General features: G+C 69.3%; 24 protein-coding genes. 12 read left to right on the forward strand and 12 right to left on the reverse strand.

Translation table 11 applies throughout. The features are described 5' to 3' along the window. Positions 1 to 140 precede the first annotated feature (140 nt). Positions 141 to 1,070, reverse strand: coding sequence for an LLM class F420-dependent oxidoreductase (locus JWS14_RS22005; RefSeq protein ID WP_072938683.1), 930 nt, complete (start codon positions 1,068 to 1,070; stop codon positions 141 to 143). A gap of 41 nt (positions 1,071 to 1,111) precedes the next feature. On the opposite strand from JWS14_RS22005, the gene JWS14_RS22010 reads away from it, so the two are divergent. Further along, entirely contained in the window at positions 1,112 to 1,978 is an 867-nt protein-coding gene (locus JWS14_RS22010; RefSeq protein ID WP_072938680.1) for a S49 family peptidase, read from the forward strand. On the opposite strand, the gene JWS14_RS22015 is transcribed toward JWS14_RS22010, so the two are convergent. Then, entirely contained in the window at positions 1,979 to 3,760 is a 1,782-nt protein-coding gene (locus JWS14_RS22015; RefSeq protein ID WP_206014359.1) for a hypothetical protein, read from the reverse strand. Positions 3,761 to 4,216: 456 nt separating this feature from the next. Between JWS14_RS22015 and JWS14_RS22020 the strand changes: the two genes are divergently transcribed. From JWS14_RS22020 to JWS14_RS22030, 3 genes are read left to right on the forward strand one after another with little or no spacing between them, the layout of a single operon-like run. Next, the gene (locus tag JWS14_RS22020) at positions 4,217 to 5,212 is read left to right on the forward strand and encodes a DUF4328 domain-containing protein (RefSeq protein WP_072938673.1); all 996 of its coding nucleotides are present in this window, start codon (positions 4,217 to 4,219) and stop codon (positions 5,210 to 5,212) included. After that, complete coding sequence (locus JWS14_RS22025; RefSeq protein ID WP_072938670.1) at positions 5,209 to 5,973, forward strand: glycerophosphodiester phosphodiesterase; 765 nt, start codon at positions 5,209 to 5,211, stop codon at positions 5,971 to 5,973. The genes JWS14_RS22020 and JWS14_RS22025 overlap by 4 nt, the downstream gene beginning before the upstream one ends. A 33-nt stretch (positions 5,974 to 6,006) precedes the next feature. Continuing rightward, positions 6,007 to 6,921 carry a DUF5926 family protein gene (locus tag JWS14_RS22030; RefSeq protein WP_005248874.1) on the forward strand — a complete coding sequence of 305 codons (915 nt, stop codon included), beginning with the start codon at positions 6,007 to 6,009 and terminating at the stop codon, positions 6,919 to 6,921. A 66-nt stretch (positions 6,922 to 6,987) separates the two neighbouring features. Here JWS14_RS22030 and JWS14_RS22035 read toward each other — a convergent pair whose 3' ends face one another. Continuing rightward, the gene (locus JWS14_RS22035; RefSeq protein WP_124390723.1) at positions 6,988 to 7,533 is read right to left on the reverse strand and encodes a ferritin; all 546 of its coding nucleotides are present in this window, start codon (positions 7,531 to 7,533) and stop codon (positions 6,988 to 6,990) included. A gap of 224 nt (positions 7,534 to 7,757) precedes the next feature. Between JWS14_RS22035 and JWS14_RS22040 the strand changes: the two genes are divergently transcribed. Then, positions 7,758 to 8,948 (forward strand): lipase family protein, encoded by a 1,191-nt coding sequence (locus tag JWS14_RS22040; RefSeq protein ID WP_206014360.1) that lies wholly within the window; start codon positions 7,758 to 7,760, stop codon positions 8,946 to 8,948. A 9-nt stretch (positions 8,949 to 8,957) separates the two neighbouring features. Here the strand turns inward: JWS14_RS22040 and JWS14_RS22045 are convergent, their stop codons facing one another. From JWS14_RS22045 to JWS14_RS22060, 4 genes are all read right to left on the reverse strand, one after another. After that, entirely contained in the window at positions 8,958 to 9,509 is a 552-nt protein-coding gene (locus tag JWS14_RS22045; protein WP_206014361.1) for a ferritin, read from the reverse strand. A gap of 23 nt (positions 9,510 to 9,532) precedes the next feature. Further along, the gene (locus JWS14_RS22050; RefSeq protein ID WP_241031438.1) at positions 9,533 to 10,747 is read right to left on the reverse strand and encodes an LCP family protein; all 1,215 of its coding nucleotides are present in this window, start codon (positions 10,745 to 10,747) and stop codon (positions 9,533 to 9,535) included. Between the two features lie 258 nt (positions 10,748 to 11,005). Next, on the reverse strand, positions 11,006 to 11,824 hold the full coding sequence (locus JWS14_RS22055) for a CPBP family intramembrane glutamic endopeptidase (RefSeq protein ID WP_072938656.1): 819 nt from the start codon (positions 11,822 to 11,824) through the stop codon (positions 11,006 to 11,008). Between the two features lie 37 nt (positions 11,825 to 11,861). Then, positions 11,862 to 12,626 carry a DUF2470 domain-containing protein gene (locus tag JWS14_RS22060; protein ID WP_007298301.1) on the reverse strand — a complete coding sequence of 255 codons (765 nt, stop codon included), beginning with the start codon at positions 12,624 to 12,626 and terminating at the stop codon, positions 11,862 to 11,864. Between the two features lie 114 nt (positions 12,627 to 12,740). On the opposite strand from JWS14_RS22060, the gene JWS14_RS22065 reads away from it, so the two are divergent. Genes JWS14_RS22065 through JWS14_RS22080 form a run of 4 tightly spaced genes read left to right on the forward strand, consistent with a single transcriptional unit; the run spans position 12,741 to position 16,533 of the window. Further along, positions 12,741 to 13,433, forward strand: a complete 693-nt coding sequence (locus JWS14_RS22065) for a hypothetical protein (protein ID WP_206014362.1) — start codon at positions 12,741 to 12,743, stop codon at positions 13,431 to 13,433. A 55-nt stretch (positions 13,434 to 13,488) separates the two neighbouring features. Continuing rightward, a complete protein-coding gene (gene pheA / locus JWS14_RS22070; protein ID WP_206014363.1) occupies positions 13,489 to 14,406 on the forward strand; it encodes a prephenate dehydratase in 918 nt (305 codons plus the stop codon). After that, positions 14,403 to 15,074: a histidine phosphatase family protein gene (locus JWS14_RS22075; RefSeq protein ID WP_072938650.1), complete on the forward strand. Its 672-nt coding sequence runs from the start codon at positions 14,403 to 14,405 to the stop codon at positions 15,072 to 15,074. The genes pheA and JWS14_RS22075 overlap by 4 nt, the downstream gene beginning before the upstream one ends. Before the next feature lie 55 nt (positions 15,075 to 15,129). Beyond that, positions 15,130 to 16,533: a lipase maturation factor family protein gene (locus tag JWS14_RS22080; RefSeq protein ID WP_072938648.1), complete on the forward strand. Its 1,404-nt coding sequence runs from the start codon at positions 15,130 to 15,132 to the stop codon at positions 16,531 to 16,533. Position 16,534: 1 nt separating this feature from the next. On the opposite strand, the gene JWS14_RS22085 is transcribed toward JWS14_RS22080, so the two are convergent. The 5 genes from JWS14_RS22085 to JWS14_RS22105 form a co-directional block, all read right to left on the reverse strand. Continuing rightward, a complete protein-coding gene (locus JWS14_RS22085; RefSeq protein ID WP_206014364.1) occupies positions 16,535 to 17,329 on the reverse strand; it encodes an ESX secretion-associated protein EspG in 795 nt (264 codons plus the stop codon). Next, entirely contained in the window at positions 17,326 to 18,522 is a 1,197-nt protein-coding gene (locus tag JWS14_RS22090; protein ID WP_206014365.1) for a PPE family protein, read from the reverse strand. Before JWS14_RS22090 ends, JWS14_RS22085 begins: the two co-directional genes overlap by 4 nt. A 34-nt stretch (positions 18,523 to 18,556) precedes the next feature. Continuing rightward, positions 18,557 to 18,862, reverse strand: a complete 306-nt coding sequence (locus JWS14_RS22095) for a PE family protein (RefSeq protein ID WP_072938642.1) — start codon at positions 18,860 to 18,862, stop codon at positions 18,557 to 18,559. A gap of 151 nt (positions 18,863 to 19,013) precedes the next feature. After that, positions 19,014 to 19,364 (reverse strand): metallopeptidase family protein, encoded by a 351-nt coding sequence (locus JWS14_RS22100; protein WP_009477115.1) that lies wholly within the window; start codon positions 19,362 to 19,364, stop codon positions 19,014 to 19,016. A 1-nt stretch (position 19,365) separates the two neighbouring features. Beyond that, positions 19,366 to 20,472 carry a septum formation family protein gene (locus JWS14_RS22105; RefSeq protein WP_206014366.1) on the reverse strand — a complete coding sequence of 369 codons (1,107 nt, stop codon included), beginning with the start codon at positions 20,470 to 20,472 and terminating at the stop codon, positions 19,366 to 19,368. An 81-nt stretch (positions 20,473 to 20,553) separates the two neighbouring features. Between JWS14_RS22105 and JWS14_RS22110 the strand changes: the two genes are divergently transcribed. The 3 genes from JWS14_RS22110 to JWS14_RS22120 all read left to right on the forward strand — a co-directional run bounded on the left by JWS14_RS22110 (position 20,554) and on the right by JWS14_RS22120 (position 22,540). After that, positions 20,554 to 20,973, forward strand: coding sequence for an ankyrin repeat domain-containing protein (locus JWS14_RS22110; protein WP_072938635.1), 420 nt, complete (start codon positions 20,554 to 20,556; stop codon positions 20,971 to 20,973). Between the two features lie 33 nt (positions 20,974 to 21,006). Continuing rightward, entirely contained in the window at positions 21,007 to 22,263 is a 1,257-nt protein-coding gene (gene serS, locus JWS14_RS22115; RefSeq protein ID WP_072938633.1) for a serine--tRNA ligase, read from the forward strand. A 94-nt stretch (positions 22,264 to 22,357) separates the two neighbouring features. Further along, entirely contained in the window at positions 22,358 to 22,540 is a 183-nt protein-coding gene (locus JWS14_RS22120; RefSeq protein WP_012691106.1) for a (2Fe-2S)-binding protein, read from the forward strand. Positions 22,541 to 22,592: the final 52 nt, after the last annotated feature.

The raw sequence follows: 22,592 nt of genomic DNA on the forward strand, positions 1-22,592 counted from the left end.
CTCCTCGTGGAGTCGACGCACGGCCGTTCCGGACGTACCTCGAGCATTCCACCGCCGGAGAGGGAACGGAACGTTGCTGAGCCCGCCGAACCAACGTGCCGGTCTCGAACGGACGGTGTGACGGGCGGTTCCGCCTCCGCCTAGCTCAGCTGCGGGACGACCTCGCCGGCGACCAGTTCCAGGTGGTCGAGGTCGCCGAGGTCGAGGGTCTGCAGGTAGATCCGTTGCGACCCGGCCTCTGCGTAACGGCCGATCTTGTCGACGAGTTCGGCAGGCGACCCGGCGAGGCCGTTCTCCCGCAGTTCGCTCACCTCACGTCCGATGTTGAGGGCGCGCTTCGCGATCTCCTCCTCCGTCCGCCCGCAGCACAGGACGAGCGCGTTGGAGTACACCAACTCCTCGGGGTCCCGGTCGATCGTCTTGCACGCGACCCGGACCCGTTCGAACACCTCCCGCGTCTCGTCGATCGACTGGAACGGGACGTTGAACTCGCTCGCGTACTTCGCGGCCAGCGCGGGGGTCTTCTTCTTACCGGTGCCGCCGATCAGGACGGGCGGACCCTGCGGCTGCCGCGGCTTCGGGAGTGCCGGCGAATTCTTGACCGCCAGATGCGTCCCGTCGTAGGAGAACGTCTCCCCGAGCGGAGTGCGCCACAGTCCGGTGATCACGGCGAGGGACTCCTCGAGCCGCTCGAACCGCTCCTTCAGCGGCGGGAACGGGATGCCGTACGCATGGTGCTCCTCCTCGTACCAGCCGGCGCCGATGCCGAGGTCGACGCGACCGCCGCTCATCTGATCCACCTGCGCCACCGAGATCGCCAGCGGCCCCGGGTGCCGGAACGTCGCGGACGTGACGAGGGTGCCGAGGCGGATCGTGGACGTCTCCCGGGCGATGCCCGCCAGCGTGATCCACGCATCCGTCGGTCCGGGCAGGCCCTCGGTGTTCATCGCGAGGTAGTGATCCGAGCGGAAGAACGCGCCGTACCCGAAACGTTCGGCGGCCTGCGCCACCGCCAGAAGATCATCGTAGGTGGCACCCTGCTGGGGTTCGGTAAAGATTCGCAACTCCATGCGAACCACTCTGCCCGATCCCTGATCGGTACGCTGATTTCATGGCGAAGATCCCACTGAACCTGCCGAAACCGCTGGCCGACAAGCTGCCCGACGCGTTCGGGGGCTCCGCCGCCGGGGTGGTCCCTGTGGTGCGGCTGCAGGGGATGATCGCGTCCGGCGGAGCGGGTTTCGGGCGCGTGCTGAGCGCCGAGTCCGTCGAGGAACCGTTGCGGCGCGCGTTCACCACGCACGGCGCGAAGGCGGTGGCGCTGCTGATCAACAGTCCCGGCGGATCTCCGACGCAGAGCGAATACATCGCCGCCCGCATCCGCCAGCTCGCCACCGAACACGAACTGCCCGTGCTCGCGTTCTGCGAGGACGTCGTCGCGTCCGGCGGCTACTGGCTGGCCTGCGCGGCCGACGAAATCTACGCGACCGCCACCTCGGTGGTCGGCTCCGTCGGCGTCATCTCGGCGGGATTCGGGTTCTCCGAACTGATCGACCGCCTGGGCATCGAACGACGGCTGCATTCGGCAGGCGAGGCGAAGGCCCGCCTCGACCCGTTCTTCGCGGAGAAGTCCGAGGACGTGCAGTGGCTCGAACAGATCCAGGAAGGCATCCACGACGAGTTCCGCGACTGGGTGGTCGGTCGCCGCGGGGACAAGCTGAAGGCGGCCGAGGCGGAACTCTTCGACGGCGACGTCTGGCTGGGGCGCCGAGCCGTCGAACTCGGCATCGTCGACGGGATCGGCACACTGCGCGAGGTGGTGGAGAAGCGGTTCCCCGACGCCACGATCGAGATGACCGGGCCGCGCCGCTCCCTCTTCGCGAAACTCGGGCTGCCCGCCGCGAGCTGGGACGACGTGGCCGCCGCGATCGTCGGTGCGGCGAACACCCGCGTCGCCTGGTCGCGGTACGGGCGGTAGCTACTTCGGCACGACCACCCCGACCGGGCCCACCCCGATGCACACGGACAGGTCCGGGGTCAGGGTGCTCACGCGCAGGCTCTGACCGCCGCCGGTGAGCCGCACGAACACCGAGTTCGGGCCGCGGTGCACCGGCACCCGCACCGGGCTGCCGTCTTCCATCGCGACGGCGATCTCACCGTCTGCCGTGGCCAGGTAGTTGAGCTGCGCTGTCCACTCCCAGCCGGTCAGCGGCCCGTCGAGGGGAATCGGCTCGAAACTGCGCCGGTCCACCAGGTGCCCGCAGTCCGGGACGGTTCCGGGCTCGATCGCGCGCACCCACGTCACCTGGGCGTCGACCACCGAACCGGCGTCGTCGATCATCCGGAGGTCCGGGGTGCTGTCGGAGAACGCGGGGCGGTCGCGGAGCGGGGCGAAGACCCGGCTCACCAGGTTGTTCGGGTACGCCACCGGCAACAGCACCCAGATGGACGTGGGCTGCTGGAGGATCGGCGCGTCGTCCCGGTCGGCGAGCGACGCCCGCGCGGTCGCGAGGTAGTCGGTGGTCGGGTTCTCCTCCCAGCTGCGGGTGAACGTGTACGTCGACCACAGGCTGCTCGCGACGAACGCGACCACGGCACCGGCCGCCACCAGCGGCCGCAACCGGACCGGCTCGGCTCGGCGACGGGGTGCACGGGCGATCACGGCGACGGCGATCGCGAGGATCACCGCGGTGTCGGTGAAGTAGCGCAGGGTCTGCGCGAGTTCGTACGTGGTGTCCGCGCCCCACCGCGTGACGACCATCGCCGTCACCGACAGCAGGAAGTACCCGGCGGTGAGCACCCACACCCAGCCGATCCGCCGCTTCAGCCGGACCGTCGCGACGACCGCCGCGACGAGAACGACCCAGCCGACCACCTCCAGCGACGTCGACGGGGACGCCCACGGGGGACTCGGAATCCACCGCTCCCACGTCCACGGCCCACCCACGAACGTGGGCAGCAGGCCGAGCGACGTGCCGTGGTGGAGCAACTCCAACGCGCGCGACGCCCCCGCCCATTCCCACTGCGACGCGACGGTGGAGAAGTAGAAGCCGGCCCACACCGCGAGCACCGCCGCCGACGGGATCCACAGGGCCGCGCCCCGCCGCAACGTCGACCGCACCGGCCGCTCCCGCTCGCCGACGTGCGCGAGCAGGGCGACGGTCGCGAACGCGGCGAACGGGACGACGACGGACTTTTCGAAGAACAGCAGCGACACGATCAGCACGAGCGTGCCCGACACGGCGTACCGCCGCCGTCCGGTGCGGCACAGTTCGAGGGCGTCGCCGGCCACCCACGCCAGCGCGATCTGCAGAGGCAGCGCGTTGAGCGCCGCCGCCCACCACGCGAACGCCGGCACGGTCAGCGGAGAGAACAGATACAGCGCCAGCGGAACCAGCAGCACGGGCCGCGGGCCGAGGATCTTGCGAAGCAACCGGAACACCGCGTACGACGCCACCGCCTGCAGCACGACCATCGTCAGCATCGGCAGGATCCACTGATACGGCGCGATCCGCGTCGCGATACCCGCCACCACGAAGGCCCCCGGCATGAGGTGACCGTCGTGGTCGTAGAGCAGGAGGTCGCCCGAGAGCAGGGGGAGGCCGCCGCCGCGCCCGGCGAGGATCAGGTCGTCCCAGTAGAAGTCGCTGTTCGCGGCAACCCACGTCCGCACGAGAAGTTGCACCACGATCAGGGCGGCGGCCACCCGGAGGACACGGGCGGGCCCGAGGTCCCACCGCGATCCGGCGTCTTCCGTCATCGGTTTCCGAGATTACAGATCGGGTGGAACCAAACCGCGCCGGGCTGCGTCAGATCAAGTGTCGGGACATTTTCGCCCGGCACAGGTGGGGGAGACGACGGCCGGTCCGGAGTTCTCGGGTCGCTTCGCGGGCGATCCGAACTGGAGGGGTAATTCCGGGCCGAGCCGTCGGTCACCGAGTCCGAATGTTCACCGAGCTGCGATGTCAAATTCATCCACCGTTGTGGACCGTTCACCCGAAGCTGTCAACAATCCCGGATTCACATGCGCTCTGACCTGTGTATAAGCACCACTCACACTGTCCATAACTGTGTATGAACCTGTGGAAACTGTGGATAACTCGGCATTTCCGGTGGTGCAGCTCACACATTCTCCCCAAAAAGGACGATTCGGTCGTGGGCTGCCCGTATTCGCGGGCCGTGACAGAATCGGCAATGTGAAGTGGGTGCGGAGGGCATGAGCGTCGTCGTTCAGGTGTGCGCGCGATGCGCGGCCCGGTGGCCGGTCCTCGGCGCCCCGGCGCAGTGGTGCCCGCGCTGCCACGGTGTGCTGCTCGCGCCCGTCCGGACCGATCACAACCAGCCGCCCGCGAGCCGGGGATTCCGCTGGATCGCGCGGTCCCCACTGCAGCGCAGCGGTCTCGCGGCCGAGCCGCCGACGCCGAGCCCCACCCCGCACTACACCGAGATCCCCCGCTGGGGACTCCACGATCACGTCGAAGCCCCCTCCACCCGCCGGGACTGGCCGGAACTGCTCGCAAACAAGGCCGCGCGCTTCCTCACCGTCACCATCGGCCTGTACGCATTCGGAGTGCTCGCCGAACTGGGCCGGTACGCCGTCCTCCTCCGCAACCGGACCCGGCTGATCGACCCCACCGTGCTCGCCGTGTCCGACATCGCCGTGTTCCTCGGCCAGGCCGGCGGGATGCTCTTCGCGCTGCTGTCGGGAATCGCCGGAGTGTGCTGGCTGCTGCGCATGCGTCGCCGCACGTTCGCCCGGGCGAAGAAGTCCGACCCCCGCACGCCGACCGACGTCGTCGTCGGGTGCGCGGTGCCCGGCCTGAACCTGGTGATGCCGGGAGTCTTCCTGCTCGAGGTGATCCGCCGCGACCCCCGCGCGGTCCTGCTGGTCCGCGCCTGGTGGAGTCTGTTTGTCTTCGGTGCCGTGCTCGTTCTCTTCAACTGGTTCTGGCGGTCCAGGCCGGGCCTGCAGGCCATGGCGGACGGCGTTCTGCTGGCCGCATTCACGGCGCTGGTCGCCTCGGCGACCGCGCTCCTCGCGCTGATGGTGCTCCGGCGGCTCGAGGGCCGGACGCTGAAGGGCACGAAGGAACCCGTCACCCGCTGGGTGATCGCCACCGATCCGCTGCCGCGGAACGATGCGGACAAGCCCGCCGCGAAGTCGGCCGAGAAGACGTCCGGGGACGCCGACCGGGAAGCCGTCGCATCGTGAGCCCCGACCGGCGCGGGCCCCTCGTGGTGGCCCACCGAGGCGCATCCGCCGCCATGCCGGAACACACGCTCGCCGCCTACGAACTGGCCCTGGAAGAAGGCGCGGACGGACTCGAATGCGACGTGCGGCTCACCCGCGACGGCCACCTCGTCTGCGTCCACGACCGCACCGTCGACCGGACGTCCACCGGCACCGGCGTCGTCAGCGAGATGACGCTCGAGGAACTGGCGGAGTTCAACTACGGGACCGAGGAGGAGCCCGCCGAACTTCTCGAGCTGAGCGCGCTGATCGCGCTCACCCTGGACTGGACGGCGCGCCCGGTGAAACTCTTCATCGAAACCAAGCACCCCGTGCGCTTCGGCGGGCTGGTCGAAAGCAAGGTCCTCGCCGAACTGCAACGTTTCGGCATCGCCGCACCCCCGTCCGCCGACCACTCCCGCGCCGTCGTGATGTCGTTCTCCGCCGGAGCGGTGTGGCGGATCCGCCGGTCGGCGCCGATGCTCCCGACCGTGCTGCTCGGCGAATCCGCCCGGTACCTCGGCGGGGGAGCCGCGACCACCGTCGGCGCCACCGCGGTCGGTCCGTCGGTGAAAACGCTGCACGAACACCCGGACATCGTCGACAAGGCCGCCGCCGCGGGACGGGCCACGTACTGCTGGACCGTCGACAACCGCAGCGACGTCGAACTGTGCCGCGAACTCGGAGTCAGCTGGGTGGCCACCAACCACCCCGGGCGCACCAAGAAATGGCTGGCCTCCTGACCGGACCGGCGTCGGCGTGTAGGTTTTGGCGTCGTGGCAAAGAAGAGCAAGAGAAACAGTGGTCCGAAGCCGGGTAGCGCCCGCGCCGAGAAGCTCGCGCAGCGGCAGGCGGAACGGGAGAGCGCCGCGGCGGCCGTGACCCGGCCGTTCGAAGGCCTCGCCGCCGAATGCGATCTGGTGGCGCTGCGCGAGTTCGTCCCGTCGGCGACCGCCCCGCTCCCGGTCAAGGATTCGTCCCGTCCCGTGACCCTCGCGACCGTGCTGCCCGGAGCCGTCGCGGCGCTGGTCCGCGACGAGGGGGACAGCGCCACCGGGTTCGTCGGTGTGCAGGTCCAGGCGCACTCCGCCGACCTCGGCGCCGACCTGGCCGCGTCCGTCGCCTGGGTCCGTGATGCCGCCGCCGGCGAATCGCTGGCCTCCGCCAACCCGGGATCCGAGACCCCGGCACTGGCCGACGTGATCGACGCGGACGCACCTCTCGACATCACCGTGCACCAGGATTTCAACTGGTGGATTCCCGAAGGCGTGGAGCCGGCACCCGAGGTCGCGACGACCGTGCAGCACGCGAATGCGGCGATCATGCCGTCCGCGCGCGTCGAGGCCGAGGGTGTCGTCGCGGCGTGGTGGGTCGACGCGGGCGAGAAGGCGCACATCCGCTGGGTGCGCCCGGAGAACGAGGACGATCTGATGCTGGCCCTGGCACGCGTGCACGCGACCGGTGGCCTGCACCTCGGTGAGGGTTCGCGCTACGCCGGGTCCTTCCGGACACACGGACTGCTGGTCCCGGTGTTCGACCTGGACCGCGAGAAGCACGCGAACGAATGGGCCGCCGCCACCGTCGAACTCGGTCAGCGACTGGCCGAGGCCCTGGCCGTCGACGCGCCCCTCACCACCGAGGAGCGCCGCGCCCGCGACGGACTGCGGGGCCGCCAGGTGACGTTGCGATAGGCCCTCCGGGCCCGTGCGCCTTTCTGGTAGCCACCACAACCAGAAAGGCGCACGGGCGCGAAGCGCCTAGATGGAACCGCCCGCCGCGTGCGGTGCGCCGGACGTGTCTGCGGGGCCGCTCATCTCGCGTGCAACGAACTCCTCGAGGTCGAACAGGTTGCTGCCCGCGCGGTCGGCAATGGTCAGCAGCGTCGTCATGCTCGCGACCTCCTCGACCTGCTCCTTGAGGAACCACTGCATGAACTGCTCGCCGAGGTAGTCACCCTCCTCGCGGGCGGTGCTCGCCAGCTGCACGATCTGCTCGGTGACCGTCTTCTCCTGAGTCAGAGCGAGTGCGATCGGCTCGCGTGCGTTCTCGAACTGGCCCTTCGCCGCGTCGACACCCGACAGTTCCACCGAAATGTCGCGGTCGAGGAAGTACTGGACGATCATCATGGCGTGGTTGCGCTCTTCGACGGCCTGCTTGTAGAAGTGCTTGGCCAGCTGCGGCAGGTCCGAGTTGTCGAAATAGACGGCAGTCGCGATGTACTGGTGTGACGCGTTGAATTCGTTGCGAATCTGGTCGTGAAGCAGAGCGTGGAATTTCGTCTTGTGCGCGTCAGTGGAAGTCATGAAATGGATAATATCGCTGGTCAGGGCACGTGTCATCCAAGTTCGACCTAATTTTGGCAAGCGTTCCCAAACTAAAGTCAACCTAATTTCGGAACCATTCTGATGTCATTTTCCTAACGTGAACTGGCGACGAACGGTTGGGCGGGAACGGGGCAATCCGCGTCGCCGGGCCCCGGCCTCTGTATAAGATTCACACCGTTCCGACGGTGCGGAGGCGCAGGCACATGTTGAGACGACCCGGTGCGTGGATAGCGTTCATTCTCGGTGCCCTTTTCCTGGGCGCGACGATTCCGGCTCCCGTTCAGGCCGACCCGTTGTATCCCTGGCCGGACACCGACCCCTTCTATTCGGCCCCCGCCGACCTCGGGGTCCTGAATCCCGGCGACGTCGTGCGGACGCGGCGGATCGACACCTGGATGTACGCGAACTCCGACGGGTGGCAGATCGCGTTCCGGTCGACGAACTCTGCGGGACATCCGATCCTGGCCGTCACCACCGTGCTGCTTCCCCGCGGTGTCGCGAACCCTCCGCTCGTGTCGTATCAGGCGATCGTGAATTCGCTCGGAACCAAATGTGCCCCGTCGCACTCGCTGTTCAATCTGGAACTGCAGGAGTCGCCGGGCCTGTATCTGGGGCTGCAGCGCGGCTGGGCGGTTTCGGTGCCCGATCATCTCGGCCCGACCGGCGCGTACGGTGCCGCGAAGCTCGGGGGAATGATCACCCTCGACAGCGTCCGGGCGGTCCAGCGGGTGGCCGAACTGGGGTTGACGCACAGCCCGGTGGCGCTGGCCGGATATTCCGGCGGCGGTATGGCCAGTGCCTGGGCCGCGGCGCTGGCGCCGACTTATGCGCCCGAACTGAAACTCGACGCGGTGGTGGCGGGTGGGATTCCCGCGGACCTCGAGCAGATGGCCCTGGGTCTGGGGTTCAATCCGCATCCGGGGTTCGGGCTCGCGTTCGCCGCCGCGATCGGTTTGGAACGTGAATACCCGGAGCAGCTGCCGATCTCGTCGCAGCTGAACGCGACCGGGCTGTGGCTGCGCGAGTGGATGTCGAACGAATGCCGCCGGTTCCTGCTGTTCCACGGCGCCTTCCGCAGCGCCGGACAGCTGGCCGCGTCCACCAGCCTCATGGCGAGTTCGGGTGCGCACCAGGTGTTGCGCGAGAACAGTCTGCGGTACTACGAGGGTGTCCCGACCGCGCCCCTCTACCTGTGGCACGGCACCCTCGACGGGCTGACGCCGTTCGATTCGATCGCGGAGACCGCGCACCGCTACTGCGCGGCCGGCGCCAGACTGACGTTCGTCCCGTACGAGATTTCCGAGCACATGACGACGGCAGTGGTGGGCTTTCCGGACGCGTACGAATACGTGGCCGCGCGATTCCGCGGCGAACCGGCGCCCACCCGCTGCTGACCCGTCAGGTCAGACGCCGCCGCCCGCGCGCTTCGGCGCACCCGGCCGGACCGGCGAGTTGCCGCTCATCTCGCGGGCGATGAAATCCTCGATGTCGAACAGGTTGTCGCCGGCGCGCTCGACGATCGTCAGGAGCGTGTGCATGCTTGCGACCTCCTCGACCTGTTCCTCGAGGAACCACTGGATGAACCGCTCGCCGAGGTAGTCGCCGGTGTCGCGGGCCGTGCGGGCGAGTTTGGTGATCTGCTCGGTGACGGTGCGTTCCCGTTCCACCGCCAGTGCGACGGGGGCGCGCACCGAATCGAAATCGGTGACCACGTCGTCGATGCCGGGGACGGTCACCTGGAGGTTGTTGTCGATCAGGTACTGGACCATCATCAGCGCATGGCCGCGCTCCTCGGCGGCCTGCGAATAGAACCGGTGAGCCAGTTGCGGGAGATCGTGCGAGTCGAAATAGACGGCCACCGCGATGTACTGCTGGGATGCGGTGAACTCGTTGCGGATCTGCTGCTGCAGGAGGGCATGGAACTCGCTGGGTGCCTTCGGCTCCGGGTGCGTCATGGGTGTCAGTTTACGGCCGCGCGTCACGGTCCGGTGGTGACCAGTTCGGCTGGGACCTGACGGTCGTTGGCCAGCGCGTCGAAGAACTGCGATGCCCGGTCGTGATCCCAGAGCAGCACGTTCCCGGAGCCGTCGACGTCCTCGAAACCGCCCACGGGGACGGTCGTCGTGACCATGTCGCCGCGAACCGCCCAGGCGAGTGCGGCCAGGTTCCAGATGTGGTCGCTCTCGTCGACGCGCAACGATGCGGCGGTGTCGGTGACGAGCGGCCAGACGCGGAACGGGTTGAGCCACGTCGCCGGACTGGTGGCCTTCGACATCAACGCCGCCATGAACATCCGCTGATGGTTCATCCGGTCGATGTCGGCGAGCGCGGTCGCGCGGCTGCGGACGAAGCCGAGCGCCTGCGCCCCCGACAGTTCCTGGCAGCCGGGTGCGAGGTTGATCCCCGCGAGCGGGTCGTCGATGGCGGTGTCCAGGCACATGTCGACGCCGCCGATCGCGTCGACGATGCCGGCGAATCCGCCGAATCCGATCTCCGCGTAGTGGTCGATGTGCAGACCGGACGCCTCCTCGACCGTCTGGGTCAGCAGTTGCGGACCACCGAACGCGAACGACGCGTTGATCTTGTCCTCGCCGTAGCCGGGGATCGACACGTACGAGTCGCGCGGGATGCTCACCATCGTCGCCGGGCCGCCGCCGCTGGGGACGTGCACCACGATGATGGTGTCGGTGCGGTCCGGACCGCTGTTGCCGCCGGTCGACAGCTGCTGTTCCTGCTCGGGGGTCAGCCCCGTGCGGCTGTCCGAACCGACGAGCAGCCAGTTCGTGCCGGGGGTGTCGCCGATCCGGCCGGGGTAGTCGGCCAGCGCGTCGATCCGGTTCAGCGAACTGTCGAGGTAATAGGTCATGCCCGCGAGCGCCAGGGCCAGCACCAGGAACAGGATGCCGATGCGACGCCCCCAGTGCCGTGGTCGCCTGGGCCTGCGCTGCTGCGGCGGCTCCGGGGCCCGCGACGGTGCGGGCGGCGGCGGAGGTGGTGGCGTGCGCGGGGGACGCCGGTCGGGCACCTGCGGTGGCGGTGGCGGTGGTGCGTCGCGGTACGGCTGCGGCGTCTGGGTGGGTGCGTAGCCGCGCGGACCCTGCGGCGGGGCCGAGCGGGACAGTTGCGGTTCCGGGGCCTGGGACCAGGCCTGCTGGGGCGGCGGCGGGGCGCCCCGGCCGTCGCGGCGGATCACCTGGGTGCCCTCCTGCGGCGGCGGACCCTGACGCGGCGCGGGGTGTCGCGGGCGAGGCGCAGGAGGCCCCTGTTGCGGCGGACCCTGCGGCGGCACCCGCCGGGTCTGCGGAGGAACCCGCTGGTCGGGAGGCGGGATTCGGCGGTTCGGGGGTGGCGGCACCTGCTGCCCGCCCGGCGTCCGCCGAGGCGGACGGGGCGGCAACGGAGGATAGGGGGCGTCGCCGGTCACCCGCACGACTTTACTGGTCCGGCCGGATTACGGAATCCAGCCGACGTGCCCGCGCAGCGCGGCGTAGCCGACGAAAGCGACCGAATCGATGGTGGCGTGAGCGATCACGAGAGGCCACAACCGTCCGGTCTTCTGCCAGTACCGGCCGAACACCAGACCCATCGCGACGTTGCCCAGCCCGCCGCCGAAGCCCTGGTAGAGGTGGTACGTCCCCCGCAGCAGCGCCGACGCGAGCAGCGAAGAATTCTCGCTCCACCCGAGTTGCCGCAGCCGGGTGATCAGATACGCGACGACGAGCACTTCCTCCGCGCCGGAATTCGCGATCGCCCACAGGATCAGCGCGGGCAGACGCCACCAGTGGTCCCCGATCGTGCTGGGGACGACGGTGAGGTTGGCGCCGATCGCGCGGGCCAGCAGGTAGAAGCCGAGCCCGGGCAGACCGATCAGTGCGGCGAGCCCGACACCGTGCGTCGCGTCGGGGCGCCAGCGGAATCGGCCGAGCCCGACGTCGCGTGGGCCGGCACCGCTCCGCCACAGGAGATACAGCCCCAGGGCGCCCCACGCGAGGAGTTTCACGACGCCGAGCAGTTGCCGGGCGACGTCGATGATCTGGTTCTCGGCGCGGGCGACGTTGAGCGCGACGGCCTGGTCGGCCAGGTTGCCGGGTGTGAGCAGCGATTCGGTCAGCGACAGCAGTCCCGACAGCCCGCTCGTCCCGAACGTGACGAGCAGGACGATCGTGATCTCGATCCACAGGGCCCGGCGCTCGGTGCCGGCGGCCACCGGGGCGGCCGGTTCGGGTGAGGCCGGCTGTAGCCAGGAGGTGAGCGTTGCGCGCGAGATCACGCCGCACACGCTAGCGTGCGGCGAACCGGAGGGCCGGTCAGCCGCGCGCGCGGAGTCCGTTCACGAACGGGCATCCCACCAGCAGCCGGATCGCCCTGCTCAGGGCGACGGCGTCGTCGACCGGCGCGGAGAACGGCATCCAGATGTCGCGATCGCCGTGGTCGTTCTCGACGCGCAGTCGCAGTCCGTACCGGTCGATGCCCAGGGGGCGGACGCGTCCGCGCCGCATGTGGGGCGGAAGTTTGCGCGACAGCATGTCGATGAGGTCGCGGTGGTCTTCGTCGAGGTGCTGGAGCCAGGCGGTCTCCATCTCCCAGAACGGGTCGGGCCGGGCGGCGAGCAGATCGTCCAGGGCGACGGGTTCGGCGCCACTCGAATCGGCGACCACCGCCGATTCGAGACGCAGTTGCAGCAGCGTCGCATCGTGTCCGACGTCGAGTAGTCCGGGGTGCGGGTATTCGGAGGCCACCTCGTCGGCGAGGGTGCGGGTGTGTGCCTCGCACAGTGCGTGCAGGTTGCCGCGCAGCCAGACGAGCGACCGCACGGGCTCGCGCAGCGCGAGCGGTGAGTTGTCGGTCAGTTCGAGCACGGCCGGGATTCCGCCGCCGCCGGCGAGCCAGGACAGCGTGGCGGCCGCCGACTCGGTGGGCACCGCGACGACGACGTCGCCGCTGGACCGCAGGTGGTGGACCGACGTGACGGTCGGTGCGCTGCCTTCGACGGCGAGTACCGCGTCCTGGGTCCGTGCGCACGAGCTACGCACACGCTCGGCGGTGGACGGACCGGTGGTCGTGACGGGCATGGAGCCTCCTTCAGGGTTCCGCGATACTGAGGTAACCCTAACCTAATGTGACGGAACCGGCGAGGGCAAGACCCGAAAAGATTCCGGGCCACGAGGCGGGCATACGGTGGGACGGTGGCCATACCTCTCTCCCTCGGCGTCCCGCGCTCCCGCGGACCGCAGTCGTTGCTCGCGGATCTGCTCAGCGGGACCCGGGACACGAGCCCGGCTGCCGGTGGCGCATTCGGACCGCGGGTGGTCGCGGCGTCCGCGCTGCTCGACGCCGTCGGCACCGACGCGGGCCGTGTGATCGTGGGGCTCGACGTCGACCCGGCCGTTCTCCGCACCAGCGAGCAGGCCTCCTACGAGGCGGTCCGGTTCCACCTCGACTGCCCGGCGGGCCAGCTCGGCGACGCGGTCGCGCTGCGGCTGCCGTCCCCGCTCGCGGTGTTCGTCGTCGCGGACGGCAGCGACGACGCCGGCCTGGCCGAGACGGCGCAGCACCTCGCGGACGCAGGCCGCATCCCGGGACTCGCGAGCGGGCACTCCATCGGCGAGGTCGCCGACTTCCTCGCCGTCCTCGCGCACGCCGACGTCGGATACGTGGTGCGGGCCCGTGACACCGCCGAGGTGCTCGCGCTGCTGTCGGGGACGGTCGCGTCCCTCCGCGGCGACGACGTGCGGGCGGCGCTCGCGACCCCGGATCCCACGAGACTCGCCTCGCTGATCCCCGAGGCCGCGGAGGCCGTCCGCGAGGTCCTGCTCGGGGTCGAGGTCGACGACCCGGTGCTCGTCGCCGGTGAGCTGGCGGACGCGGGTCTGCGGTAAAACATTCACCGTCAATGCGCCGGACCGTCAACGCTCGGTGCGTAATCTCGTAGTCGTGCCAAAGATCGCGTATTTCGGACCGTCGGGAACCTTCACGGAGATGGCGCTCGCCCAGCTCGAGGCCGAGGGTGCCTTCGACGGGCCCGTGGAGCGGGTGGCCGCGACGAGTCCGCCCGCCACCCTGGCCATGGTGCGTGACGGCGTCGTCGACGGCGCCGTCGTTCCCATCGAGAGCTCCGTCGAGGGCGCCGTGGTGCCCACCCTCGACTCGCTCGCGCTGGGCGACCGCCTGCAGATCGTGGCCGAGACCGAACTCGACGTGGCGTTCACGATCCTCGGCGGGGCGGGCGTCGAGCGGCTCGACCAGGTGCGCACCGTGCGGGCGTACCCGGTGGCGGCCGGTCAGGTGCGAATCTGGCTGGAGGAGAACTGCCCCGGCGCCCAACTCCAGACGGCGTCCTCCAACGCCGGCGCCGCCGAGGACGTGGCGAACGGCCTCGCCGACGCCGCCGTGTCCACCGCCCTCGCCGGCGAACGGCTCGGGCTGCGCAGCCTCGCCGACGGGGTCGCCGACGAGAAGAGCGCCCGCACCCGATTCGTTCTGGTCACCGCGCCCACCCGGGTGCCCGCCCGCACCGGCGGCGACCGCACCTCCGCCGTCCTCGAACCCCACAACAACCCCGGCTCCCTCGTCGGTGTGCTCTCCGAGTTCGCGACGCGCGGAATCGATCTCATCCGCATCGAATCACGCCCGGTGCGCACCACCCCCGGCCTGTACCGCTTCTTCGTCGACTGCATCGGGCACATCGAGGACCCGCTCGTCGCCGAGGCGTTCCGTGCGCTGCACCGGAAGTCGCACGTGCGGTTCCTCGGGTCCTGGCCCGCCGCCAACCCGAGCGGCCCGCCCCCGCCGTCCGACGGAGACGCGGCGGACTGGATCGAACGAATCCGTCAGGGAGAGAGGGAATCGTGAGCGGCAGGCTGATCCTGGTCCGGCACGGGCAGACCGAGGCGAACGTCGAGCGCAGGCTCGACACGAGGCTGCCCGGCGCCCGGCTGACACCCGAAGGACTCTCCCAGGCGGAGCGGCTCGGAAACGACCTCGCCGCACGCGCGACGACGGCCGCACTCGTGTCCTCGCAGGCACTGCGCGCCCGGCAGACGGCGCGGTTCGTGGAACTCGCGTCGGGCATCGCCGTCCAGGTGCGGGAAGGACTGCACGAGGCGCAGGCCGGTGAACTCGAGGACCGCAGCGACGAGGAGTCGCACAAGCTGTTCATGAAGACGTTCCACCTGTGGCACACCGGCGAACTGGACGCCCGGGTTCCCGGCGGGGAATCCGCCAACGACATCCTCGACCGGTACGTCCCGGTCGTGGACTCCCTGCGTGAGCAGTACCTCGACGATCCGGCGGCCTCGGGCGACGTCGTGCTGGTCAGCCACGGCGCCGCCATCCGGCTCGTGGCAGCACAACTGGCCGGGGTGCCGGGGCTGTTCGCCGCCAACAATCACCTGGCCAACACCCAGACGGTGGAGTTGACCCCGCTCGCGGGCGGCAGCTGGGAGTGCGTGCGCTGGGGAACCGTGGAGCCGCCGTTCGAGCACCGGGTGATCCCCGGCGCCGACGATCCGATGGGGTGACGTCGTTGCGCGCACCCTGCGGTTGCGCGACGATGGAGGAAACCGTCCTCGAGGAGTGACGGCGTTGGATTGGTTCGTTGGCGAAAACTATTCGCTCGGTCGGCTGCTCGTCACCGAGGGGCTCGCCGCGATCTACCTCGTCGCGTTCCTGGCCGCGAGAAACCAGTTCAGGCCGCTCGTCGGCAGCACCGGGATGCTGCCCATCCCGAAGTTTCTCCGTGCCGTCCCGTTCACGCGTTCGCCGAGTATCTTCCACCTGCACTACTCCGACCGGTTCTTCGAGGGGATCTGCTGGACCGGCGCCGGACTGTCGCTCGCCGCGCTGCTCGGTCTGACGCAGGTCGTCCCGCTCGCCGTGTGCATGCTCGTGTGGTTCGCCCTGTGGGTGCTGTACCTCTCGATCGTCAACGTCTCCCAGCTCTGGTACAGCTTCGGCTGGGAGTCGCTGCTGCTAGAGGCAGGTTTCCTGGCGATCTTCCTGGGCAACGCGTCGGTCGGGCCACCGATCCTGGTGCTGCTGATGCTCAGGTGGTTGCTGTTCCGGCTCGAATTCGGGGCCGGGCTGATCAAGATGCGCGGCGACCGATGCTGGAAGAACCTCACCTGCCTGTACTACCACCACGAAACCCAGCCCATGCCCGGACCGTTCAGCTGGTACTTCCACCGGCTGCCGAAGCCGCTGCACCGGGTCGAGGTGCTCGGCAACCACTTCGCTCAGCTGGTGGTGCCGTTCGGGCTGTTCGCGCCGCAACCGGTCGCGGCCGTCGCCGCGACGATCATGATCGTCACCCAGCTGTGGCTGGTGGCGAGCGGCAACTTCTCGTGGCTGAACTGGACGACCATCGTGCTCGGTCTGTCCGCCATCCCCGACAGCGTGTACGAGACGGTGCTGCCCGTCGACGTCCCGGCGGGCAGCGACTCGGCGCCCGTCCCGTTCGCTGCGCTGGTGATCGCGGTGACCGCGCTCGTCGTCGTGTTGAGCTACTGGCCCATTCGCAACCTGATCTCCCACGGCCAGCGCATGAATGCGTCGTTCAACAAATGGCACTTCGTCAACACGTACGGCGCGTTCGGCAGCATCACCCGGGTGCGGTACGAGGTGATCGTGGAGGGCACGTCCGACGCTCATCGCGGCCTGCATTCCGAGTGGAAGGAGTACGGCTTCAAGGGGAAACCGGGTGACGTCAACCGGCGGCCGCGCCAATTCGCGCCGTATCACCTGCGGCTCGACTGGTTGCTCTGGTTCACGGCGATCTCGCCCGGCTACGCCGAACCGTGGTTCCGGGGGTTCGTCGAGCGGCTGCTGCGCAACGACCCGGACACCCTGAAGTTGTTGCAGTACAACCCGTTCCCAGATCAGCCGCCGAAACATGTGCGTGCGCGCATGTACCGGTACGAATTCACCACCTGGAAGGAGCGCCGCGAGACCGGTGCGTGGTGGAAGCGGCAACCCGTGTAGGTCAGCGGAGCCGGTCGGCCAGCGACTCCAGCGCCTGTCGCAGACGTTGCGGGGTGCCGGGGCTGAGAGACGACCACGCCACGCCGTGCGCGGACACACTGGACGTGCCGACGATGCGCCCGGCCCCCGTGTCGAACACCGTGACGGGCCCGCCGACCGGATCGTATTGCCCGTCGCCGTAGACGATTCCGACGATCTCGGCGTAGGTGGTGCAGCCGGCCATCGCGGTGCCCAGAACCGTCGCGTCGACCGCGGGCACGCCGAGCACGGCGAGCGCGGCCGCGAGCGACTTGCCGTCCCCGCCCTGATCGAACGCCTCGCCGAGTTGGACCGTGGGTGCGTTGACGGCGCCGACGTTCAACGGTTCCACCGCCCCCAGCGCGCCGATCACGGGCGCGAAGATGTCGGCGCCCGCATCCTGGACGACGTACGTGTCGCCGGCCCGCAGGGCCAGCACCGACAGTGCCTCGCCCCGGGAGACGCACAGTCGCGAGATTCTGCCGTCGACGTACCAGCGCAGGGCGATCTCCCACAGCGGCCGGGCCAGAACCCGCAGGCGGTCGGCGAGTTCGGGGTGGACCCCACCGCCCGGGAGCAGATCCCGGGCGGCGAGGGCGCCGGCGGCGCCGCGGAACGCGGCGTCCCTGGCGTCGTACGTGTCGTACCGCGGGGTGGCGTCGAGCACCACCGGCAGCACGTCGAGCGCGAGCGTGTCGACGAGATAATCCATTTCGTCGAGGCTCAGGGTCACCGCCGGCAGGGTCGGTACGCCCGGCTGGGTGCCCAGGTCGATCACCGTCCCGACTCCCGGTGGTCCGGGTTCGCGCCGATGACCGAGGGAATGACCGTGCGCCCGTCCGAGAAGCGCTCGAAGTTCTTCAGGTAGTCGGGGGTCTCCCGCTCGTCGTCGTCTTGTGAACCGGCCGCGCCCGCCCCGCGACCGACCGACATCGGTCCGCTACCGGTGCCGCCGCGCGTTGCCGCGGCCGGGTTCACGTCGGCGCGAACGTCTCCGATCACCCCGCCGGGCGCGGCTGCCGGTGCGCCGGGCCGTGCCCCCTGGCCGCTGTCGGTCCTGCCCCAGCCCTCGGGCAGCGTCGCCCCGCCTGCCGCGCCGGCGCCGATGCCACCGACGGAGGTGCGGGCCGCCGCGGCACTGGTCGCCGCGGAACCTCCGCCGTACGAGCCACCGGACAGCATCGGCGCGCCACCCATCATCGGGGCGGCGCCGCCACCGGTGACCGCGGACAGCGCCGCGCCACCGATGTTGCTCGCCGCCGACGTGGCGGTGGAGACGGTGGTGCCCGCGATGCTGCCGACCTGTGACGCGGCCGTGGTGACGGCCGGGTTCTGGCCCGCGGCCATCAGAGCGGCCGCGGCGGCACGTGTCGGATCGAATTCACCGTCGGACGGGATTTCGTCGAAACTCCCGACCTCCTTCGAATCGGCCTTGGTGACGATCCGCGGGGGCTGCCGGTACGCGCGCTTCAGTGCCAGGATGTTCGACGCGGCTTCGTAACCTTCCATCACGAGCCCCGCGCGGATGTCCATCGCACGGTCCGCGGCCTCCGCGGCCGCGGCGGTGCCGTTGAGCGCACCACCCGTCGTGTACGCGGTGGCCTTCGCGGTCTTCACGGCGACGATCTCGGGGATGCTCGGCATGATGAGCGCGGCGGTGGTGTATGCGCCCGCTTCGAGCCCCGCCTTCGCTGCCGTGTCCGCGGCGAGTTCTGCGCATTCCGCCGTCCACACCGTGAACGGCGTGATCTTCGCGAGTGCCGCGGCCGCGGACACACCCTGCCAGCCGGCCGCGAGTTCGGCCATCACACGCACCAGCGTGAGGTTGGCGTCGACGAAGCTGGTGGACAGTGCCGTCCACGCCGCGCTCGCCACGCTCAGCGGCACCGGTCCCGCGCCCGCGACGAGGGTGGTCGAGTTGACGGTCGCCCCTCGGGGCAACCAGATGACACCTGTCAGTCCCATGGTCATGTCTGATCTCCTGGTGGTTTCGAGGCGCCGGCCGTCACATGCCCGCAGCGAGGGTCGCGCCGAGCGCGACGTCCTCCGCGACATACAACGCGGCCTGGGTGCGGAGCGTGTTCGCGGTCTCGCGCATCTCGAGAATGCCCTGCGCGACAGCGGGGGTGAACGTGCCCGCGACGGTGTTGAAGTAACCGGCGGCGTGCAGGGAGACCTCTTCGCTCCCGGAGGGGAGCACACGGATGGCCGCGGAGTTGAGAGCGACCGCTGCCTCGAGACGCGCGGCGAGCGCGTCGAGTTCCACGGCGGCAGCGACGAGAGCTTCAGGTGCGACGTGCAGATCGGGCATGTGCGTCGAACTCCTTCTTGACCTAGGCAGGCGGAAGGCAGTTGCCCCCCCGGCAAACGAACTGCATGTGCAGCTGTCCCTACACACTTGGACGCTGCACCGCGCTCTTCGGTTCCCCCCGATCCCGAGAAATTCTTCTCGGGAAAACCGTTCATCCCCAGCCGAGCTCGTGCAAGCGATCTTCTTCTATCCCGAAGTAGTGCGCAACCTCGTGTATCACGGTGACGGCGACCTCGTGGACGACTTCCTCCTCCGAACTGCAGATTTCGAGGAGGGCGTCCCGATAGACGGTAATGGTATCGGGCAGCGATCCGCCGTAATGACTGTCCCGCTCCGTCAGGGCGATCCCGTGATACAGGCCCAGGAGATACGGGTCCTCGTCGTTGCGGTCGTCGACCAGCACGACGACGTTGTCGATCGCTGCCGCGAGCTGGGGTGGAATCAGATCGAGTGCGTCGCCCACCAATTCCTCGAATCGGTCGGGCGTCATGCTCACCGCCACATCAGTTCCCGGGGGGTGGGGCCGCGCCGGGGAGCGGCGTCGGCATCGACCTGCCCTCCGGGACCGGTGGCGGAGGCACGGGCGCGGCGCCGTTGATGAGGATCTCACCCTTTGCCGAACCGGTGATGGTCGAGAAGCCGCCTGCGTCGGTCTCCTTACCCACCGAGCAGTTCACCCGTCTGCTGCCTGCGAGCCAGCTGTCGAGTTCCAGGTTGTCCCAGAACAGCGTGAGCGTCTTGTTCCGCAGCGCGTCTGCGGAACCGAGGTATTCGTTGGCGGCCTGCGTGCACACGCCTTCGAGATACTTGTCCTGATCCTCGACGGACGGCATCGACGACGGGAACTGGGTGGCCAGGTCGACGACGGAGATCACTTCGAAGGCATGGGGTTGCGCGCAGTCGACGGGATCGGTCGGCACGTTCTGGTTGATGCCGATGCAGGTGCCCGGGTCCCAGATGTTGGATTGGTCCTGCTCGGCCACCTTCCCGGTGAACGGCAGCAACGTTCCTGCCGTGCTGGAGAATTGGAGGCCGCACCGCAGGGTGCGTTCGCCCGCGGCCCAACCGGACTCGCTGGGGAACATCAAGCCCACACTGAACTTGCCGTACGGATCGAACTTTGCGCCGAGATAGGAGTGGACGGCGGGCACGCAGTGCTCGTCCCGCAGTGCGGCGAACCGCAACGCACCCGGGTAACGCGAACCGGGACCGAACTCGGCGCCGGGATACACGCTGAGATCCAGCGGCGCCGCCACCTCGAACCGGTGCTCGTCCGCACAGTCGACCTTCGCGACGTCCTTCCGGTCTTCCTGGGGGTCGTTCGACGGCGTCCAGTCGAGGCAGTCGCCTGCCGTCGCCGAAGAGAACGCGTCGCCCTCCGCCGAACCCGTCGCCTGCGGTCCGGCACTCGTCGAGTGCGTGGGGAGGTTCTCGCTCCGGTTGAAACCGCCGGCGATCGCGACCGTGGCAATCGCCGCCACCACGGCACCTGCCGCGACGGCCGCGAGCGCGCGACGCGTCGTGGTCGCGGACATGCTGCGGGGAGCCTTCTCCGGTTGCCCGGCATTCTGCGGCTGGGGGTCGGCGCCGTTCGACTGATCTGAGGACATCGATTTCCATAATGCCCGTTCCGATCGAGGAAGCAGAACAACTCCCGCAATCGGCTCGAACCCGGGGTAACTTCGACAACCATGAGCGACGACTCTCAGCGCTCCGCCGAGCCGGTGGATCCCGAACTGCAGGAGCTCGCCGGGCGCGTGTTCGATACGGCACGATCCGGCGACGCCGTGTCCCTCGCCACGTACCTCGACGCGGGCGTCCCGGTGAACCTCGCCAATCAGAATGGCGACACGCTGGTGATGCTGGCCGCCTACCACGGTCACGCCGAGGCCGTTCAGGTTCTGATCGACCGCGGGGCCGACGTCGACCGGCTCAACGACAAGGGGCAGTCTCCGCTGGCAGGGGCGCTGTTCAAGGGCGAGGACGCCGTGGTGCGAGCGCTCGTCGCCGGTGGTGCCGACGCCACCGCGGGCCATCCGACCGCCGTCGACGCCGCCCGGATGTTCGGCCGCGAGGACCTCCTGACCCTGCTGGAACCGAAACCGGAGTGAGCCGCTCGGCGGCGCCCGGTAGGGTTTGAAGCCGTGATTGACCTGAAGTTCCTCCGCGAGAACCCCGACGCCGTCCGCGAGTCGCAGCGCACCCGTGGCGAAGATCCCGCCCTGGTCGACGCGTTGCTCGAGGCCGACGCGTCCCGTCGCGCCGCCGTTCTCGCCGGCGACAACCTGCGTGCCGAGCAGAAGGCGTTCGGGAAGAAGGTCGGTCAGGCGTCCCCGGAGGAGCGTCCGGCGCTGCTCGAGGGATCCAAGGAACTCGCGGCCAAGGTGAAGCAGGCCGAGGCCGAGCAGCACGAGGCGCAGGCCGCGCTCGACGCCGCGCACCGGGCGATCTCCAACGTCGTCCAGGACGGCGCCCCCGCCGGCGGTGAGGACGACTTCGTCACACTCGAGACGGTCGGGGAGATTCCGGCGTTCGACTTCGAACCCAAGGACCACCTCGAGCTGGGTGAGTCGCTGGGGCTGATCGACATGGAGCGCGGGGCCAAGGTCTCGGGCGCCCGCTTCTACTTCCTCACCGGCTTCGGCGCCATGCTGCAGCTGGGAATGCTGCAGCTGGCCGCGCAGAAGGCGATGGCCAACGGCTTCCAGATGATGATCCCGCCGGTGCTGGTGCGGCCGGAGATCATGGCGGGAACCGGGTTCCTCGGCGCCCACGCGGACGAGATCTACCACCTCGCCGACGACGACCTCTACCTCGTCGGCACGTCCGAGGTCCCGCTGGCCGGGTACCACTCGGGGGAGATCCTCGACCTCGCCGACGGCCCCAAGCGGTACGCCGGCTGGTCGACGTGCTTCCGCCGCGAGGCAGGCAGTTACGGCAAGGACACCCGCGGCATCATCCGGGTGCATCAGTTCGACAAGGTGGAGATGTTCACCTACTGCAAGCCCGAGGACGCCGACGCCGAGCACCAGCGCCTGCTCGCGTGGGAGCGCGACATGCTCGCCGCCATCGACGTGCCGTACCGCGTGATCGACGTGGCCGGCGGCGACCTGGGGTCGTCGGCGGCTCGCAAGTTCGACTGCGAGGCCTGGGTGCCGACGCAGCAGGCGTACCGCGAGCTCACGTCGACGTCCAACTGCACGACGTTCCAGGCTCGTCGCCTCGGCGTGCGGTACCGCGACGAGAACGGGAAGCCGCAGACGGCCGCAACCCTCAACGGCACCCTCGCCACCACCCGGTGGATCGTCGCCATCCTGGAGAACCACCAGCAGTCCGACGGCACCGTGCGGGTGCCCGAGGCGCTCGTGCCGTTCGTCGGGACGGATGTTTTGAAACCGTGATGCGCCACACCGAGATTTTGGGAAGGCTACCCTTGCGCGATCGCGAGAATGATGTAACCCTTACCTAATCCAGTTGGTTGGTGAGGAGCTCCACATGTTCGTGTGCATCTGCAAGGCCGTAACGGAAGACGAAGTGCACGAGCACTGTGCCGCCGGGGCCGACAGCGCGGATGCGATCGGTGAGCGATGCGGTGCCGGCTGGGGATGTGGAACGTGCGTAGATCGGTTGAAGGAGATTCTGGGCGAGCGGACGGTCGTCGGTAGCACGGCCGCGTGACAAAACTGCAGCACAACTGAATCCCGCGATTCGCCACACAGTGGAATCGCCA

The organism is Rhodococcus koreensis (assembly GCF_017068375.1).
In the GTDB taxonomy this organism is placed as follows: Bacteria; Actinomycetota; Actinomycetes; order Mycobacteriales; family Mycobacteriaceae; genus Rhodococcus_F; species Rhodococcus_F koreensis.